Genomic DNA, 18,889 nt, shown 5'->3' with positions numbered 1-18,889 from the left:
TGACAAAGGCTTACAAACAGTATGAAATTAATTATCAATGTATTATTTACTAGATAACTCTTTCACCACAAATCCATACTTACCTTTTTGCTTGAGGGTTTTATTTTCAAGAATTATTCTGGAAACTGGCTTGCCACCCCAATTAGTTTTAAATTTTTTATATTCCATGCCTTCGGTAGAGGCTAGTTCAATGCTTGGCTTCCAAAGTTTTGGGTCATAGCTAATCTCAAATTTTGAATGCTCAGCTTCAAGTACAATGGTACCCGGTGTATCTATATTAATTTTACATACCGTCATGAATACTTGCTGCAATGAAATTGGTCTATCGATTAAAACATAATCTTCCAAAATTTCAACCCTATTTTTCTGATGATTTAAGCTTATTGAGCGATTCCAAGATTGAACTTTTGCTTCTTTTTCATAGGCTGAGGCAATATTCATTTTTAACGTTGCTTCACTTTCATTGACAATAGATTTAACCTCTTTTGCCTCAAATTCTCGCCCAACTCTTTGCCCGATACCATTGATGATGGGTAGATTATGATAGTTTGACTGCGTATACCATAAGTCGTAACGTTGTGTTTGGGTGCGAGCCGTATAATTTCCACGACCAGGGTCGATTATTATAGGTTCTCCATTAGCATATACAATAAAGTCACCCACATCATTATGGTTATGACTTTCGGCATTGTGTCCCCCATGTGTCGCCAGGAATAAGTCTTGTTTTGTTCTTGAACTAAGTACCTGAATATCTGCAATATAATAAGTTCCGCTGGGTTGATACTGTCCGGTCTGCATGGGAATTTTATTTCTATACATCAGGTTTTCCATCACTCGCATTGAATTTCTTCCTGGAACAGTCATTTCTTGATTAAACTTATAAAATGCCCATTGCCCCATTGCTATCATTTTCTCGTCGTCAATTGCCTTTCCAAACCGATAAAGCAGCAAGCCATCGGGTTCCTCAATTTTTGGATCTGCATCAGCAAAATTCACAAAATAAGTATTAGAAATGTGCATTTTATATACATATGAAGCCATATTTTTTATCAAAGGCTCATGATAAATATTGATTTTTCCTTTAGAAACGCTTTTCATAATTTCGAGAAAGTCAAATACAGAAGCCCCAGCATGAAACCAATAAGTAGGACCCTCATTGCAACCACCATCTTCGCCTAAACTATTTAAGTAGGCATCTAAATGAAATAAATAATCTTTTACATTTTCCACCCTCCTAGTTTCATTTTTTTCCAAAAATAAATTGGCCATCAAAAGGTTTGAAATGATCCACGGATTCCAATTATTGACTGGTTTTGTGCGACTTAGGTAAAAATAATTTTCCCATTTTTTAATGGGTTGCAAAACCCTTCTATTCGTTTCAAAATAAATTCTTTTTCTTATTAAATGATTAATGTTGTCCATTTTTTCACCGATCAAATAGTCAGCTAAACCTAATACTGCGGCAGTTTCAGCGGCAAATAAATCAACAACAGGGTTTTCAATATCGGGTAGCCCAGTACTACGAATATGGGCGGGTACACCCCAATAACTTTCCTCACAAATAGCCCACATAAGGTTAAAAATCTTTTCGGTGAATCGTCCTTTATTTTCAATACTTTCAGCTATAATCAATGGCACCAAATGGTTTCTACGACCAAAGGATGCCTTTCCGTGATTTTCCCTATCTCCAGAACGAACAAAATCCATAGCCATAGAGCCAGTAATTTCGGCAATAGGGCAATTAAGCAAGTTTTCCGAAATTTTGATTATTTCATCAATTTGCACAGAAGTCAAAATGGCCTGCCATTCCTGACTCGTTTTTGGATATGGCTTCCATTCATTGTGGGGAATCAAATTTTTAGAAAGAAATTCCAACGAATATTTCTGAGACAAAATATTCCTTTCGCTTACTTGTGAAAAGCCAGAAATTGAAATTATAAGGCAAAAAATCAATACTTTCATCATTATTTTACAAGTTAAAATGTAAGATTAAAACAGCTTTAACAATGAGATGTTGGTGATACATTAGTAGGGCATGTTTTTTGTTATTGCATGTACGTCGTCAAACTAAAGTGGACTTTACCTTAAGGAGTGTTTCTCGATGTTTCTAATTTAGTAATTATTTCATTTTAAATAAAATAAATCAATACTGAATTAGAGCAGCAAATAAGAGAGCACAGGAGTCGGATTTCACCGGATACTAATCCGTTAAGACACTCCAAAAATACAAATAGATTAATCTGGTTCGGTTTAGATACGATTTAGGTTCATTAGTCTACTAAATTAGTCAACTAGTTGGGCCACCAGAAACCACCTCACACGAGGTGGTTTTTTTAAACGGGAGTGGTAGGACGAGTGGGGTTTTCAGGCAAAAAGCTTAACTAATTAATTGAATATTTGTACCCGGCATTTCCCTAATACGATCTTCCATTTAAGTCATTTAACACTAAATCTTAGTAGCTTTAGTATTACAGCAAAATAGTTATGCTATTTGCTTGATTCTGCCTATTTTCACTCTCCCATTTTTCATAAAATCTTCATGCAGATGAGAATTCTTTTTGCCCTTCTATTGGTTACCTCTTTGTCGGCTTATGGCCAAAAGTTCACCAAGCTCGAAATAAATGAAATTGAACAGTCAGAGATTAAAGGCTCGCTTTTGACATTCAAAGAATTCCTCCAAATGCCCAATGATGGGAATTATCCCCAACAAATTGAAACCAATCTGAAGTGGTGTGAAAAAACATTTCAAAATTTAGGGTTTAAAACCACGCAGCTAGTTTCGTCGAAAATACCTCATTTATACGCTGAATACATAACCGACCCCAAAAAGCCCAATGTTTTATTTTATCTGCAAATAGACGGTCAACCCGTAGAAAAATCGGCTTGGAATCAACCTAATCCTTTTGAGCCGGTTATTAGAAATCAAAAAGGAGAAGAAGTTTCATGGAATGAGATTGAGACCAAAATAGACCCTGAATGGAAAATAGTTGCTCGGTCTGCATCCGATTCAAAGGGCCCTGCCATGTGTTTAATTTCTGCTTTAAACGCCCTAAAAAAAAGAAATATTACACCTGAATATAACGTCAAGGTGATCATGGATTTTCAAGAGGAGTTAAGTTCCCCCACCATCGCAGATTTAGTCAAAAAGAATCGGGCGCTTTTGGCGGCCGACCGCCTAGTGATCATGGATGGGACGAGACACATTTCGGATATCCCGACGATCATGTTTGGAGCGCGAGGCATCGCCACGCTAACCCTAACGGTATACGGTGCCAAAGAAAATTTGCACAGCGGGCAGTATGGCAACTATGCCCCCAATCCAGCATTAAAATTAGCTAAGCTTTTGGCGGGCATGAAAGACGATGATGGACGGGTAACGATTCCAGGGTTTTATGATGGAGTTACGATTACAGCAGCCGACAAAAAATCATTTGCTGAAATACCCGAAAATATGGCGGAAATAAATGCGGAAATTGGCATTGCAGAAGCCGAAAAAGTGGGAGAAACTTATCAGGAAGCAATGCAGTTCCCCAGCTTAAATATCCGTGGTTTGCAAGCATCCAACGTAGGAAAACTAGTCACCACGACGATTCCGAGTATGGCCATTGCTGAATTAGATTTACGATTGGTTCCCGAAACACCCGGTTCGAGACAAATCGGTTTAATCAAAAACTACTTAACACAACATGGCGTTACATTAATTGATAGTTTACCTACGGACCAACAAAGAGCCAGATTCAAAACCTTGGCTACGTTGAAACAAAAAGAAGGATCACTACCTTTTAGAACGCCGATGGATTCTGAAATCGGCCTATGGTTATCCAAAGCAACAGAAAGAGCTGTGGGCAAATTTTTAAAGGTGCGTGCCACGGGTGGTTCGCAACCCATGGCTTCTTTCATCGAAACCTTAAACGTGCCAGCGGTATCACTTAGAATTCCTAATCCGTATAACAACATACATGCTGCCAACGAGAACATTAAAATTAAAAACTACGAGGAAGGAATGAAGATGTGTATTGCGCTCTTAACGCAGAAAGCAGATTAGACATCCACCAAGCGCATTAACCAAGCTGAAATAATGCCAGCATACGTACCAATGACATGGCTCAAAACTGCCAATAAAACTCCCACAGGCGCTAAGGAAGGATGAAAAGCTGCAGCCACGGCGGGTGCAGTCGCCACTCCACCGATATTTGCTTGGCTTCCGACTGCCACAAAAAAGAAAGGGGCTTTGATAATTTTGGCAGCTACAATCATAGAAATAATATGTATCAGCATCCAGATTATTGCTACTGCGAGTAATCCAACGTTGGCTCCGATAGTAAATAAATTGAGACGCATGCCAATGGTCATAATTAAGAAATAAATAAAGAGCGTGGCAAAATCCGTGCTCCCTAGCTTTTCCATTTTTCTAACGCGGGTAAACGATAAAAGTATTCCGATCGTTGTTGACAAGAGTATCAGCCATAAGAATTGGGATGAAAAAGGCTCTAAACCATGCGCAATGAGCCAGTCGCGATGTGGTGCAAACAATTTTGAAATTAAGCCACTACACGCATGCGCAACAGCCGTTCCACCAAATCCTATGCCCAAAATAAATGTCAGGTCTTTTAAGTCGGCAGGTTTATCTTTCGTCTCCTTAAATTTTAAGATATTTTTTTTGACATCCTCAATCAACGTTGCATCTGCCCCGAGCCATGCATCAATTTTATGGGTAATTCCTGCACCATAAAATAAGAGCGCTGTCCATACATTGGCCACCAAAGCGTCGATGACCAAAATGATGACAAATAGCTCTTCTGAGCATCCATAAATCTCTTTTAATGCCAATTGGCTACTACTTCCGCCAATCCACGAACCCGTGATGGTAACCAATCCTTTCCAATACCCCGCTTCCTGAGCTGCGACATGAAAACTGTCAGAAAAGAACGAGACAACATACAATGCGATAGGGCCGCCAATAACGATACCGATTGAACCTGTAAAAAATATAAGTAACGCTTTATTACCTAATCCAAAGATAGCTTTCAGATTTGCTGTCGATAATAATAAAATCAAGGAGGCAGGAAGTAAGTAAGCCGTCGCAAAACGATATAAACCAGATGCTTCTCCACTGATCACATGGTAACTATTCAGAAAACCTGGAATCAAATAACAAAACAATAAGGGCGGAACTACCCCATATAATTTTTTCCAAAAACCATGATTGGAATCAGCACTATAAAAAATTCCAGCTAATAGAATTAAAAATAGTCCCGCGATAATGGCATCATTCTCGATTTGGAAAAAATTCATTTAATCATATTTTAATTAAACTACATACCAAAAATATGCCAACGAGCCTCCTTAGAATTAACCATTTTATCTCCATCATGAGCTACATCTGGTACAACGGCCATTTGGTATAGTTTCTTTTTGGGGGAAAACAGTTGGACGTAATCATAAAAATATTGCCCCCGCTCTAAACGAAAACGCCCTTGCATATTGCCCTCGCATGTCTTGTCTAAACTACTATCGTTCATATTGACATCTTTCTCACCCAGAATAAATCGAATATCTCGATTCAGGAATAGTTTCTTGATGGTTTCAACACCCACTAGGGAAGCATACGGATTTAGCTTGTCCATGCCCCGAGGATAATCATTGAAACCAGGACAACCACTGGTATCGGGTTTGATAAACGTTAAACCAGTTTCCGTTTTTACAGGTCTTCGATCATCTAAATACATGTAGGTAGATGGATTCATGACGATAAAATTAAACTTGTATTTCGAAGCGATCGAAGGCATAGGCGTCATGCCCACATAACGGGAAACAAACTGTCCTCCGGCCGAATGACCAATGATGGTAATTTTTTTCAGACTCGGAAAAAGCTTTTTGTCACAAGCTCGGGCGATCAACGAATCAACTAAACTAAAACTGCTGAATGAGTCTTCCATGGCACGTTTCGTACTCGATACCGATTCATCGCCTATTCGCCAATTATTCTTTACCCAAAACAAATGGGACGAATCGTGCTTGTGGTCCTCTAAATCTTTCTCTGAATTAAATTGGGGTGAAATAAATAGTGTTTCTTCTTTTTTATTGGCTGCATTGACCGCTTTTTCTCCCCACTCATAGTAGTCCAATCCATTCCGTCTCGCCCCATGAATGTAAATCACCAACTGCTTAATTTTTTTATTCTGCTCAGCTATCGGATGATTACTGGCATAACGAAACGAATACGTTTTGTCATTCTTTTTGAAAGAAAAGACATTGGGACAAGCTCTTTCGATCGCTGCTGGCTTTTCATCCTGGGCATTTCCGAACATCGGAATAAAAAGACTGAGTACCAAAAAGTGAAGAAGTGATTTCATGGTTTTAGGAGGCTAAACAAAACCCTCCAAGTTAATGTACTTGGAGGGTTTTGCTAATTATAAATAATTGGAATTTAACCAATCAGTTAACTATTTATTTACTTCTGTAACGCTAAATATTCCTGGATCCTTAGGTGCATTTTGATTGGCACTAAGCTCTGATTGCGCCACAATGAAGCGTTGCGGATATTGCTTGATAGTTGGAGAATTATATGGAGGTAATACAGCAATATCTTTTTCTTTCGAACTTAATCTTCTCAAGTCATCAAAAGCCAATAAACCTGTGAAACCAGATACATATCTTTCCTCAATAATTTCACGAAGTAAAGCTCTATCGGTAGGAATTCCATCTAGGTTTTCCATGCCACCTTTTTCAAAGTCGGCTAATACATACGCATCATATTTTAATGGGTCTGCTGCGTTCAATTTTAAAAATGCCTTACCGCCAGTTAAATACGCTCTTAATTTGTTTAATTGAGCAAGTCCATCAGCTGTTTTTCCAGCTCTAACGGCCGTTTCGGCTAAAATTAATTGGTTTTCTTCAAAGCCAACTAACACCATTGGTGTATTAATTGCGGCAATACCCTTATTGTTCGTAGCCGATGCTCCATCAAATCGATAGTAAGCCAAACGTGCATTTTCCTGAGTTTTGGCATTGTTACGTCCTTTTCCTAATAAATCATCTAGATACGATCCAGTAAAGCCCCAATATCCTCCGCGTTCAATAACCATTTTGTAATTAAGATTTGTACTTCCTAAACCAATTGCCGGAGGTGTATAAAGCATAGCATCAGTTGCCGTAAGAATACCTAATAATGCTTGCTGGTTTGCCTTATCATACTCACGCGTGTACATGTACAAGCGTGCTTTTAATGTACGGGCAGCCTTAATCCATTTCACAGTATTTCCAGCATAAATTAAATCTTCAGGAATATCTGTATTAGGAGCAGCACCCAGATCCGTTATTGCTTCATCTAGCAAAATTTGCAATTGAGCAAAAACAAATTTTTGACTATCAAATTTAGGGTCAGCAATTTCTTCTCTCGCTATTTCTGTATAAGGAATATCTCCGAACAAGCTTGCCATAGTACCCAACGTATGTGCTTCCAGAACCTTTGTAATCCCCGAATACTGTTTTGCTTTCGGGCTTGATGCGGTTTGTTGTCTCAAAAGTCTGGCTTGTTTAACAACTCCTTGATACGCATTCTGCCAGATATTATTAGTTTCCTCAGCAGAAATATTATATTCTGCTATACTTTTGTACAACAAAATTAAACCCCTGGTCTGTCCAGTCCACATACCACCAATCCGCGTACCATGTCCAGCTTGGACAGAGATATTAGCGATTTCAATTCCTCTAAGTAACAACACACCAGCTTCAAAGGAATCTGAGGAAATCTCATTTGGATTATCGTTAATTCCTACAACTATTTTTTCACACCCTACACTAAATATTAACAATAGCGATAGAGCTGCATATTTTATATTTTTCATCGTTTCAAATTAAGATTTTAAAAATTAAACTTCGCAGTAAATACCCACGAACGTGTACTTGGATTCGTGAAATATTCGATACCAAATCCATTATCAACACCAGATTGATTTACTTCTGGGTCAATTCCTTTTACCTTCGTCCAGATAAATAGATTTCTTCCCGAAACTGATAAATCAACAGAGTCAAATTTGGTAGCTTTTTTGAACTTCGCACCGCCCAGGTTATAACCTAGTGAAACTTCACGAAGACGCGTCCAGCTACCATCCGTGATGGAGAACTCGTTAATGGCTGATCCACCCAATCCACCACCAAGTGAATTATACCAGCCTTCATCTAGTAATACTTCGCCTCCACCATAATCAAAAAGGTTACCACGCAAGGTAGTTCCAGCTGGGAAAACTCTTCCTGCTGAGTTTTTAGTATCTTTTGTCAAAGTAACTTCATTGCCTGTATCTCCGTACGTTCCGAAAGCATTTAATACAAAACGCGTTCTTTCTGCAAAATCTCCACCTTGATAGGTCTCAAACAACACATTGAAATTTAATTTCTTGTAAAATCCTTTGAGTCCTAAGCCACCTCTCCAGTCTGGATTCGGATCACCAATAATTCCTTGCTGAGGAGCCAGTTTAGGAAATCCATTGGCATCTAATGCCAAACTACCGTCATCATTTCTAAGTGCTTTACTTCCGAATAGGATACCTAAAGGTTGGCCAACGATTGCATTGGAGGTAATGGATTGGTCTGACAAGGCAACTCTATCTACCCCTGCTAGATCTAAGACTTTGTTTCTGTTATTGTTCCAGTTTCCATACAATTCCAAGCCATAATTAGCTTGTGCGATAATCTTGTATCCTAAATCAATCTCCAAACCTCTATTTTCCATTCTACCTGCATTGGCATATTTAGACAAAAATCCAGAAGATGGAGATAAATTGACAGCAAGAAGGATATCGTTAATTTCATTTTTGTAGTACGTCAAACCTAGGCTTAAACGATCCTTAAAGAAGCGTAAATCAGTACCTAACTCCATCTCAGTCTTAATTTCTGGTCTCAATACATCATTACCTTGATCATCATTAAGTCTGAAACCACCTCCAAACTCGTTGACATCAAGCTCATCATCATAAGTTAAATATGAAAACTTTTCATACGTAGTACCAAACTTATAAGCAGTGGGCTGAACACCTACTTGCCCATAAGACATTCTTATTTTACCAAACGAGAGTAATTTATTGGTCATGTTTGGCAATTGTGAAAACTGCCAAGCCAAATCCATGGAAGGATAAAAATAGTTGCCTTTAATCGTAGAGGCTGCTTCCTGAGTGCCTGAAAAACTAAGGTATACTTGTTTGTAAAAATCAAATGCGAAAATCGAGTACAATCTATTTGACCTAATTCGGTTAGTGCTATTGGAAACTTCAAAAGGAGCAACACTATTGGAGAATGATTGAATTCTACTATTCACCAAAAAATTTCGCGAATTAGCATACAAATTATTTCTATTTCGATCGTTCACGTTAAAACCTACGGTAGCATTAAATCCAACTTTATCAGCTACTAAGTCCGGAAAATCAGCACGCACGATCGCATCTAAGTTAATTTCGGAATTAGTGAAGTTCTCATTATCTAATCTACCGTTATTAAAACTCGCTGAACCAATTGGTGCAAAGTAAACACGTTTGTCAATATAGGTATCGATACCACCGCGTAAGTCGATGTTAAGCCAACTGATCGGATTAATATTCAGGTTGGTATTTGCATTAAAACGATCAACGGCTGAAGTAGCTTCTTGCTCATTAATTGTCCACAATGCGTTATTAAAAAATGGATTGATGTTGTTTCCTAAATACCTTCTATAACTTCTTTGTCTACCTTCAGTGGGAACACCTGCACTTGAAAAGTGAGTACCAATGTAAGCCGTTTGATCAAAATCAGCTGGCTGACGAAGTAAGCCTAGATAAAGACCCGCCGTATTTGAATTTTGTTGAATTCGATTACTATTCGTTCTAATGTAGTTAGCCTTAGTCGTCAGATTTACATTGTTACTGAAGAATGTCTGATTATTAAATCGCATGGTAAATCGACTGTAATCACTATTCCTGATAATACCCTCTTGCCCTAAATAACCTAAACTAAAAAAGTTGGTTGTTTTTCCGCTGCCACCAGAAATACTAAGATTATGCTCTAAGAATGAGCCTTTTTGAAAAACTTGATCGAAGTTTTGATCAACAAAGACATCTTTCGAATTTTTAGCCGTGATAGGGTAATATCTTTGCCCGTCATTACCTAAGAAATATTCGCCCTTCGTATTAAATACATCTGGCTCACCGGATCTTGCAGAAATTTTATCTCCCCAAGAATTGGAAGCCGTTGCACTATACCTTCCACCTGTACCCTGACCAAAAGTAGTCTGCATGGGATGTTTTCTATTGATTTCATCCATTGAATAGGTAGCCGAATAACTAACTTTCATTTTTTGATTTAACTTCCCCTGCTTCGTGGTAATCACCAAAACACCATTTGCTGCTCTGGAACCCCATAAAGCAGCCGCCGAAGCACCTTTTAAAATCTGTGTAGATTCGATATCTTCTGGATTCAAATCATTCAAACGGGATTGTTGGGATACCCCACCTGACCGTGAACTTCCTGAACCATACAGGTTGTCATTGGATAACGGAACGCCATCCACAATAACTAAAGGCTGCGAAGAACCACCAATGGTATTTGCTCCACGAATTTGGATATTAGTTCCTGCACCCGGGTCTCCATTGGCACGAGAAATTTTAACACCCGAGGCCTTTCCTGCCAGACTATTCAAAATATTGGCTTCCCCACTTGACCGAATTGCTTCTGCAGAAACACTTGAAGAAGTAGAACCAGATCGATCTCTTTTGGTTTTAAATCCTAACGCATTAACTACAACTTCTTGTAGATTTACAGCATCTTCTGCTAATAAAACATTAATAAATGCCTGGGTTCCGATGGCAATAACTTTAGCGTTGTATCCAACAGAGCTAAAGTTAAGTTCTTTAGCATTATCTGGAACATTGAGAGAGAAATTACCATTTGAATCGGTCGATGTGCCTACATTAGTTCCCCGAACTAAGATAGAAACTCCGGGTAACCCCTCTTGGCTTTTGTCATCTTTTACTTGACCTTTAATTGTTTTTTGGGCGAAACCCGCGAACGTACAAAACAATAAAAGAAGTAAAATTGGTAGTTTTAAATTCATGTGTTTTTAGGGTGAATTGGTTTTTTAAATAAATTAATAGAAATCAAACTTAAAACTTATATTACTTTTTTGAAACTAATTGTTGTTTTATTATCATTTTTACCTGTATAATTATTTATTTAATTAATGGAAATTTTTTGACGTTTTCTGATTTAAACATTCACAAAATAAGCGTTCTTGAAATTATTCATTAAAAACAAGAATGTAACCAACTGAAACTTTAATGCATCATAGATGCTAATTTAAAATGAATAAACTATTTACTGCACTCCTAGTATTCTTAACTTTTACAGGTTTTTCACAGACAACAAAACCCAAATTTGAGGGACAATCCGCCTCTAGTACTGGAAAAGTAGATACGCGAAACCATGCGATTATTCCGCAGTGGCTTGGCCAACAAACCTTAGGGAATATTACGTTTGATAATGATTTTGCCGGAGCGAGACTCAACGGAATCACGCAAGATAATGATACACTTTACACGGCGATCATAGCTGCAGAAAATTACCCCATCAATCCGAGTCCCTGGTATGCGTTTAAAGTAACAAGTAAGACTCCGAAGACTATATGGATTCACCTAACCTATTTAAATGCCAAACATCGCTATTTCCCAAAGATCAGTCGGGATGGTAAAACTTGGCAAGTAGTTGATTCAACCGATTGTATCTTAGTCAAAGATCCTCAAGCTAAAAACCAAAATTTCCAGGACAATGCGTTATCGGAATCTGCCTTTGTGCGCGTTCGTGTAGATAGCAAGACAACTTGGGTGGCTGCGCAAGAACTGATGACTTCGTCGATTGTCACTGATTGGTCGAAAGGAATTCTGAAAAATAAATTTGTATCGAGCGAAATCATTGGTAAATCACCCCAAAATAGACCATTTCAATGCTTGCGTATCGGCGAAGATCAGTCGGACTCGAAGATTATGATTGTTATTGGGCGTTTGCATCCACCTGAGGTTACGGGTCAATTTGCTTTGCAGGCATTTGTGGAATCGCTTTGCTTGGATTCTGAAACTGCGAAAAAATTCAGACAAAAATATACCGTTTATGTGGTCCCTATGATGAACCCGGATGGAGTTGATAATGGACATTGGCGACATAACACGGGGGGAATTGACCTCAATCGGGATTGGGAGGATTTCAACCAACCTGAAACACAAATTGTGCGTGATTTCCTGCGAAAAAAACTCACTGGAACCCAACGTAAACTTTATTTTGGTATTGACTTTCATTCAACTTGGGATGATATTTTTTACACAAATATCACGGAAAAGCCCACCAACATGGACGGACTAATCACACGTTGGTTTGAGTCGTTGGAACAGACAATTCCAGATTATAAAGTAAATGCGAGAGGAAGCAAACCTACCTCTGGAGTAATTTCTAAAGCATTTTTTAATCGGGAATTTAACGCAGAAGCACTAGTTTATGAAGTTGGCGATAACACGTCACGTGATTTTACCAGATTGAAATCAAAGACAGCCGCCGAAAAATTAATGCTTTTGTCTTTAACATATTTGAAATAAAAAAGATTTACCATTAAGCTGTAAAGATTCAAAATCCTGTACTAATTTAAAGGCATCTAGTTGTGAGGCGACTACTTGATTGACTTACTTGTAAGTAGACAAGAAATTTGACATAAATTTTACATAATGGATATTTTCTTTAACATTGTTTAAAAATAAGCACTAGTAGGAAACTTTAAATTTGGATAAAATGAATGTTTCAACCTCATGCTTTGAACATAGGTCTAAAATTTAGGGAATGTTTTACAAATCAAATGCTTTGCTTTTTCGTTTCGTTTTTATTTGTGTGTTTGCGCTTCATGCTGTTTTAAGTAATGCGCAATCCGTACAGCCAACCCTAAAGCTAGCGCTATTCGATATAGACGCAACACCACCGGTAGGGTCTGAATTAACGTATAATCCCATGGTTAATGACTGGGATTTAGGTTTGCGCGCGAAAGGGGTCGTTATTTTAGGGGCGGGGCTACCGATTGTCATGTGCTCAGTAGATTGGATTGGGGTCAGTAATGATAGTCAAGATGAATTTAAACGCGTTATGGCTGAGGCGGCGGCTACAATTCCTGAGCGGGTTGTTGTGCATGCCATTCATCAGCATGATGCCCCCACATCCGATTTAGGGGCGGAGAAATTAATGCAAGAGGCAGGCTTAAATCCAAACGCTTTTGAAGGGACTTATACAAGAGATCTGATTAAACGTCTCGGTCTTGCCATCCAGAAATCTATTTCTGTTGCAGTACCCTTTACACACATCGGGAAAGGACAAGCCCCTGTATATCAAGTTGCCTCCAATCGACGGATAATAGGGCCTGATGGTAAAGCCAAAGCTTCGCGAACTTCAGCCACCCTTGATCCAGCTATCCGTGCTGAACCCGAAGGATTAATTGACCCCATGGTCTCTTTGATTAGTTTTTGGAATAATGATAAACCCATTGCGGTTTTAAGTTATTATGCCTCACATCCCCAAAGTTATTACAGAACTGGGGTGGCTAATCCTGATTTCCCTGGCATTGCTCGTTTTTTACGCCAATTGGCCGTTCCCGATGCACTTCATATTCATTTCAACGGAGCAGGTGGTAATCTAACAGCAGGAAAATACAATGATGGAGATAAAAAAAATAGATTGATTTTGGCCGAACGTTTGGCTGATGGAATGAAAAGAGCATGGGATCAAACCCAACTTGAACGTATAGAATCAAATTCCATTCAATGGAACATCGAACCGGTCGCTTTGATTCCTGCAACTCATATTGAATCACTGGAGGCAAAAATGAAAACGGAGACAGCTGTATTTTTAGCCAATAATTTATCAAAATTAGTTTGGTTAAGGCGTCTTCAATCTGGCAAAAAGATTGATATTTCTTGTTTAACCATGGGACATGTGAAAATCCTTCATCTACCTGGTGAGCCTTTTGTTGAATATCAACTGGCAGCCAAAGCTGAACGCAAAGATTTATTTGTTGCCGTAGCTGGCTATGGAGATTATGGGATGGGTTACATTGGAAATTCGATTGCTTACACAGAAGGTGGTTACGAAACTGGACAAGCTTCAGCCGTTACTGCAGAGGCAGAGGCCATATTAATGAAAGCAATTCGCAAGGTTTTACATTAATCAAAAATTAGGCATATCCTTACGTATTTATCTCTTTAATGGAATCCTGTATAATTATTCGTTTATAGGAGCCCAATAAGCACAATGGCCCGCAGGGCTAACTGGGCCTTTAAATAAGAGACATGCGCCACATGGCTTATCAGGAGCGGGTATGAAAAGGTTGCAATTTCCACATTGGTTATCTTCAACAGGCGATTGGTTTACATAGGCCAATTTTTTTCTCTTCGCAATTTCATCAGCACTGACTTTAGAAAGATCATCGCATGGATTTTTAGGATCATCTTGGGGCACTATTTTTTTGGCTGGCTGCTTTTTTGCCGCATTGGATTTAAGGCTCAGAATAATTCCTGATCCTGTCAGTAGGTAACCCAACCTCAAATGCCTTTGAAGAAAGGTTCTTCGTGCATATTTATTCGCTATCATTTTAGTGCAATTTGCTCATTTTCAATTTGTGGTCTAAAGGAATTGAAATTAGCGTGCTGAGTAAATTTGACGCAAGGTCTGAAAAGAAACCTTTACTTCAGACGCTAACCCTGTGTTTAGTTGGCTTGCGATTTCCTTTGAGGCGCCATTTTTAGTGAATCCTAATTTAAGTCCTTTTAGTGCAGCCGTTTGTAAATTTAAATCACTCATGGTAGGAAGAGAAAACAAATTTAAATAGGATACCATTTGGGATTTATTGTTTCTAGCCGCGATAGTATAAGAAAGGTCTTGTAAAAAACGTAATTTCCAATTTTCAGAATTTGGAGAAAATGCATTTTGGCCTACCAAAGATTCCAAAAGTTCTGGAGAGGAGCCAATCTCTGAACTTAAAACCGCAACCCGTATCCATTCATTTTCTCCTTGACTTTGAATAAGTTTTGAAAATGCAGCGATAATTTCTCGACTTTTAAACTGCCCGAGACTTAAGGCAGCCTGTAATTTTACCCTTGGGGACGAATCATTTAGCATGTTTAATATGATTGGAAGAGTTTCTGAATAGCGTTCAGCTAGCATTAACGCATTTTCACGAACACCTGGGGAAGAATCTTGTAACCCTTTTTTAATGACTGCTAAGTCCAATGCGTTTAAACCCTCCAGCACGTATAAAAGGTGCAATCTCGTTCTTGGATCCTTACTTTTATTGAATAGAAGTTTAGCTGATTTTACGACTGACTTATCTTGACGTTCAATAAGCAAACGATGCGCATGCGTCCGGTACCATCCATTTTCGTAAGCTAAATAAGTAAGTAATTTGATACTTGATACAGCATTTAGATTGATGTTAACATTTTTATAAGGGCTGTTAGCCGGTTTAACCCGATAAATTCGCCCCATATCACTACCTGCCATAAAATCCATGTCGGCTTTTAAATCATCAGGAATCGAAACCGGTGTTTCAATATGTTGACGGTAATAATCAAGCATATATAGGTATCCGTCAGGGCCAACCGAGAATGTAATGGGGCGAAACCAGGGATCGGTGGAAGAGATGAATTCCTTGTTTTTTTCAGATTCAGCTCGTTTAGCCACCATGATAGGACTTGTTTCACTTGGACCTAGGATATCCCGATGGACCAAATTTCCTGATACATCACCCGTGAAAATATTACCATAAAACTCTTTTGGCAGTGCATCACCATGGTAGATGGTACTTCCGGTCGACCCACTAAATCGGTCTTCCGCATATTCGATCCGATTCAAATTCGCTTCTTTGAATGATTTATTTCTCCGGGCACTTCTTTCCGCCCGCCAGTAGGGAGGTTGAGTTTCTTGAAAAGTATGTTCTTCGTGATCTGTGATACTTGTACTAAATTTCGATATGGGAAGATAGGCATGCCTGTGCGTATAGCGCCAAGGAATAATTGATTGTTGGACATGAATTGAATTCTCCGTAAAGAAGCGATGTCCCCAGTCATCAATGGTTTGTCCAAATTGTCCTGAACCAGTTTCAAGCTCAAAAACATTTCGATCCAATCTAAATCGAAAATCGGCACCTTTAACATCTAATGGTGGTATTTCCGGTGATTTCGCGAAGCTTACTTTCCCATTTTGGCCATGGTTATTTGCGTAAATCCAATTGTCAACACCTAATTTTAGGCTGGTAATTTGAGCTTCTGAATTGTTTTGAAAAAAACCTGAAAATAAAATTTCCGAGGTATCTGATTTGCCATCCCCGTTGGTATCTTTTACATATAGAATATGAGGTGCCGCGGTTACAAGTACCCCCCCTTTCCAAAATAGTATGCTTGTCCCTTCTGTTATATTTTCAGCGAAAATGATTGATTTGTCAATTTTACCATCTCCATCTGTATCCTTCAACAAGCGAATTCGGCCATGGCCTTTTCCGAGCTCAACTTCATAGGGGTAATCGGGCATTTCTAAGACATAGGCATTTCCTTGCGCATCAAATTCTAAAGCAACTGGATCAAAGACATGGGGTTCAGATGCAAATAATTCAACGGAAAACCCCTCGGCCACCTGCAACTTTTTCATGGATTCTTCGGGACTAAGAGGTGGGGCATATTTCTGTGCCAAACTCTCAGTCATTACACAAATGAATGCTAGTAATAAAAGGATATTTCTGTTCATTAAAGGAGTCTTCAAAACTTAATTAATATGATTGAGATTTTCAATTAAATAGGTCATTCCACTCGTTAAATTAACTATTTTAAAATTAAAACAATTCAGAAGACCCAATTACTGGTCAAACCCCATATTACTTGGACTCATTTGTTGAAACTATGTGTAATAATTGATTGTTTTTGAGTTTAAATTTTGTCTAAAGTGTAGATAATCTTGGCTTGAATCACCACCTCATCTTTTTACTGATCTTCACCAAAGACAATCTATAAATTCCTTTGGCACCACCAGAAATAAAACTAAATCTAAGCTTCAAGAGTTAAATCAAGACCCAAAAATAGCTTTATGTATTATTTTAAATTAATGATCCCCTTTTCTTTTCAATAAAACCCCACCAGCTGCTTCTTTGATGATATTGGTAAAAATGAACGCATTAGGGTCATATTCAAGTACTAAATTACGTAAGTGTCTAACCTCAAAACGCGTCATAATGGTGTAAATTATATCGGTAGGATGACTGATTTCAAAACTATCTTTCATGAAACCCCGCTCCCCTTTATAAACCGTAATACCCTTTCCCATTTGCATGACGACAGCCTTTTTAATATCCTCATGGTTTTTGGAAATAATCGTAACACCAATATATTCTTCCAAACCTTCCACCACATAATCGATGCTCCGAGTGGCAATAAAATAGGTCAACATAGCATAAAGTGCTGTAACCATTCCTAAGCCAATCGCAGCGATTAAAAATAAGATCACATTAATACCTAAAATAATTTCTGAGATCGTAAAACCGGAACGCTTTAGTGTATACAATGCTAATACCTCAATCCCATCAATGGCACAACCTCCGCGCATCCCCAAGCCAATACCTAAGCCTAAAAAGACCCCTCCAAAAATAGAAACCAATAATTTATCTGAAGTGATGACAGGATATGGGACGAATGTAAGTACCAATGCCAAACCGATAACTGCTAATAAAGTGCGTATCGCAAAACTTCTACCAATTAAATATCCACCCATGATGATAAATGGCACATTACACAAGATCACCAGCATGGTGATTGGAATATGATACGTTTCATGAATTAAAAGAGCCCCTCCTGTCACTCCACCATCCAAAAAATGGTTAGGGACTAAAAAACTCTTTAAAGCAAATCCAGCAAACAAAATGCCTGAAACTGAATAGAAAAAATCTTGAATATTTTCTTTGGTTGAATGAGTACTCATGAATATTTTGATTTTATTAATTGTAAATGTTTCTCTTTTTGTGTTGCTCTTGATTTTTGGGAAGTCTTCGTAAAGTATTGATGGTTTTCTAAGAATTTGATTTGAATTTGATCCCAATCAAATACATTGTCAACAACCTTTCTTGCTTGTAATTCATTAAATAATTGATCTCCAATGGTAAAAAAATCATTCCTTCCTAAATAATCTAAATCAGCATCAGCGATAATTTCTTCTAATTTATTCAGTGGTTTTTGCGGAATCTTAGTGGCCATAATCATGCCACAAATAAGATCAATTTGATTTTTATTAAAGCCAATCCTAAACAAATGATCTTGGGCAAATTGGCATGAGATTTCCTCATGTCCATCCGCTTTTACTAAAAAACCGGTATCATGAAAAAGAGCAGCAACTAACAATAGCTCTAAATCATCTTCACCTATACCTTCTAAAATAGCAATTTTACGAGCGCTTATAAATACATCCACCGTATGCGAAATACAATGGTAGTACAAATCAGGAGCTAAGTTGATTAGTAAATCAGAAAGCACTAAATCATGCACCTCCAGCACTTTAGGCGTACAGAAGCATTTTACAAGTGCAAAAATCTGGACCTCTTGTTCTTTCCCTTTTACTTTTATTGCCTCTAACTTTTGAAAATCAAAAAGCCCTAAATTTTCGACTTCAGAAACAACAGATTCCGAAACAAGAATTTGACCTGCATCTGCGTTAGAACATAGCCGGGCAGCTAGATTTACCGCATCACCTATGACGGTATAATTCATTTGATCTTTTGATCCAATATTCCCTGCAATGGCTTTACCTCGATTAATACCAATACCAATCTCAATGGGATCTATTCCGTTTAACTTCCTTG

At 38.2% G+C, this 18,889-nt stretch carries 12 protein-coding genes; 3 read left to right on the top strand and 9 right to left on the bottom strand.

All coding sequences use genetic code 11. The features are described 5' to 3' along the window. Window positions 1–42: 42 nt before the first annotated feature. Complete coding sequence (locus tag AC1W6K_RS07510) at window positions 43–1,965, bottom strand: heparinase II/III domain-containing protein (RefSeq protein WP_481947017.1); 1,923 nt, start codon at window positions 1,963–1,965, stop codon at window positions 43–45. A 580-nt stretch (window positions 1,966–2,545) separates the two neighbouring features. On the opposite strand from AC1W6K_RS07510, the gene AC1W6K_RS07505 reads away from it, so the two are divergent. Beyond that, window positions 2,546–4,045, top strand: coding sequence for a M20/M25/M40 family metallo-hydrolase (locus tag AC1W6K_RS07505; RefSeq protein ID WP_481947016.1), 1,500 nt, complete (start codon window positions 2,546–2,548; stop codon window positions 4,043–4,045). Here the strand turns inward: AC1W6K_RS07505 and AC1W6K_RS07500 are convergent. The 4 genes from AC1W6K_RS07500 to AC1W6K_RS07485 form a co-directional block, all read right to left on the bottom strand. Continuing rightward, a complete protein-coding gene (locus tag AC1W6K_RS07500; RefSeq protein ID WP_481947015.1) occupies window positions 4,042–5,295 on the bottom strand; it encodes a DUF819 family protein in 1,254 nt (417 codons plus the stop codon). The two genes, AC1W6K_RS07505 and AC1W6K_RS07500, sit on opposite strands and share 4 nt — an antisense overlap. Window positions 5,296–5,315: 20 nt before the next feature. Continuing rightward, window positions 5,316–6,356, bottom strand: coding sequence for a hypothetical protein (locus AC1W6K_RS07495; RefSeq protein ID WP_481947014.1), 1,041 nt, complete (start codon window positions 6,354–6,356; stop codon window positions 5,316–5,318). Window positions 6,357–6,446: 90 nt separating this feature from the next. Beyond that, window positions 6,447–7,850, bottom strand: a complete 1,404-nt coding sequence (locus AC1W6K_RS07490) for a SusD/RagB family nutrient-binding outer membrane lipoprotein (protein ID WP_481947013.1) — start codon at window positions 7,848–7,850, stop codon at window positions 6,447–6,449. 17 nt (window positions 7,851–7,867) lie between these two features. Further along, the gene (locus AC1W6K_RS07485; protein ID WP_481947012.1) at window positions 7,868–11,083 is read right to left on the bottom strand and encodes a SusC/RagA family TonB-linked outer membrane protein; all 3,216 of its coding nucleotides are present in this window, start codon (window positions 11,081–11,083) and stop codon (window positions 7,868–7,870) included. Window positions 11,084–11,330: 247 nt separating this feature from the next. Here AC1W6K_RS07485 and AC1W6K_RS07480 point away from each other — a divergent pair, with 247 nt between their 5' ends. Next, entirely contained in the window at window positions 11,331–12,611 is a 1,281-nt protein-coding gene (locus tag AC1W6K_RS07480; protein ID WP_481721102.1) for a M14 family metallopeptidase, read from the top strand. A gap of 238 nt (window positions 12,612–12,849) precedes the next feature. After that, window positions 12,850–14,220, top strand: coding sequence for a hypothetical protein (locus AC1W6K_RS07475; protein ID WP_481947011.1), 1,371 nt, complete (start codon window positions 12,850–12,852; stop codon window positions 14,218–14,220). 54 nt (window positions 14,221–14,274) lie between these two features. On the opposite strand, the gene AC1W6K_RS07470 is transcribed toward AC1W6K_RS07475, so the two are convergent. The 4 genes from AC1W6K_RS07470 to AC1W6K_RS07455 form a co-directional block, all read right to left on the bottom strand. Beyond that, the gene (locus tag AC1W6K_RS07470) at window positions 14,275–14,643 is read right to left on the bottom strand and encodes a high-potential iron-sulfur protein (protein ID WP_481721098.1); all 369 of its coding nucleotides are present in this window, start codon (window positions 14,641–14,643) and stop codon (window positions 14,275–14,277) included. 48 nt (window positions 14,644–14,691) lie between these two features. After that, window positions 14,692–16,791 (bottom strand): PVC-type heme-binding CxxCH protein, encoded by a 2,100-nt coding sequence (locus tag AC1W6K_RS07465; protein WP_481947010.1) that lies wholly within the window; start codon window positions 16,789–16,791, stop codon window positions 14,692–14,694. A 351-nt stretch (window positions 16,792–17,142) separates the two neighbouring features. After that, window positions 17,143–18,015 carry a YitT family protein gene (locus AC1W6K_RS07460; RefSeq protein WP_395784584.1) on the bottom strand — a complete coding sequence of 291 codons (873 nt, stop codon included), beginning with the start codon at window positions 18,013–18,015 and terminating at the stop codon, window positions 17,143–17,145. After that, on the bottom strand, window positions 18,012–18,889 hold an 878-nt coding region (locus AC1W6K_RS07455), incomplete at its 5' end, for an adenylate/guanylate cyclase domain-containing protein (RefSeq protein ID WP_481947009.1). The genes AC1W6K_RS07455 and AC1W6K_RS07460, both read right to left, overlap by 4 nt.

It is taken from the genome of Aquirufa sp., from assembly GCF_964796385.1.
The sequence above is the reverse complement of the archived record's forward strand: the minus strand, read 5'-3'. Positions and strand labels throughout refer to the sequence as shown.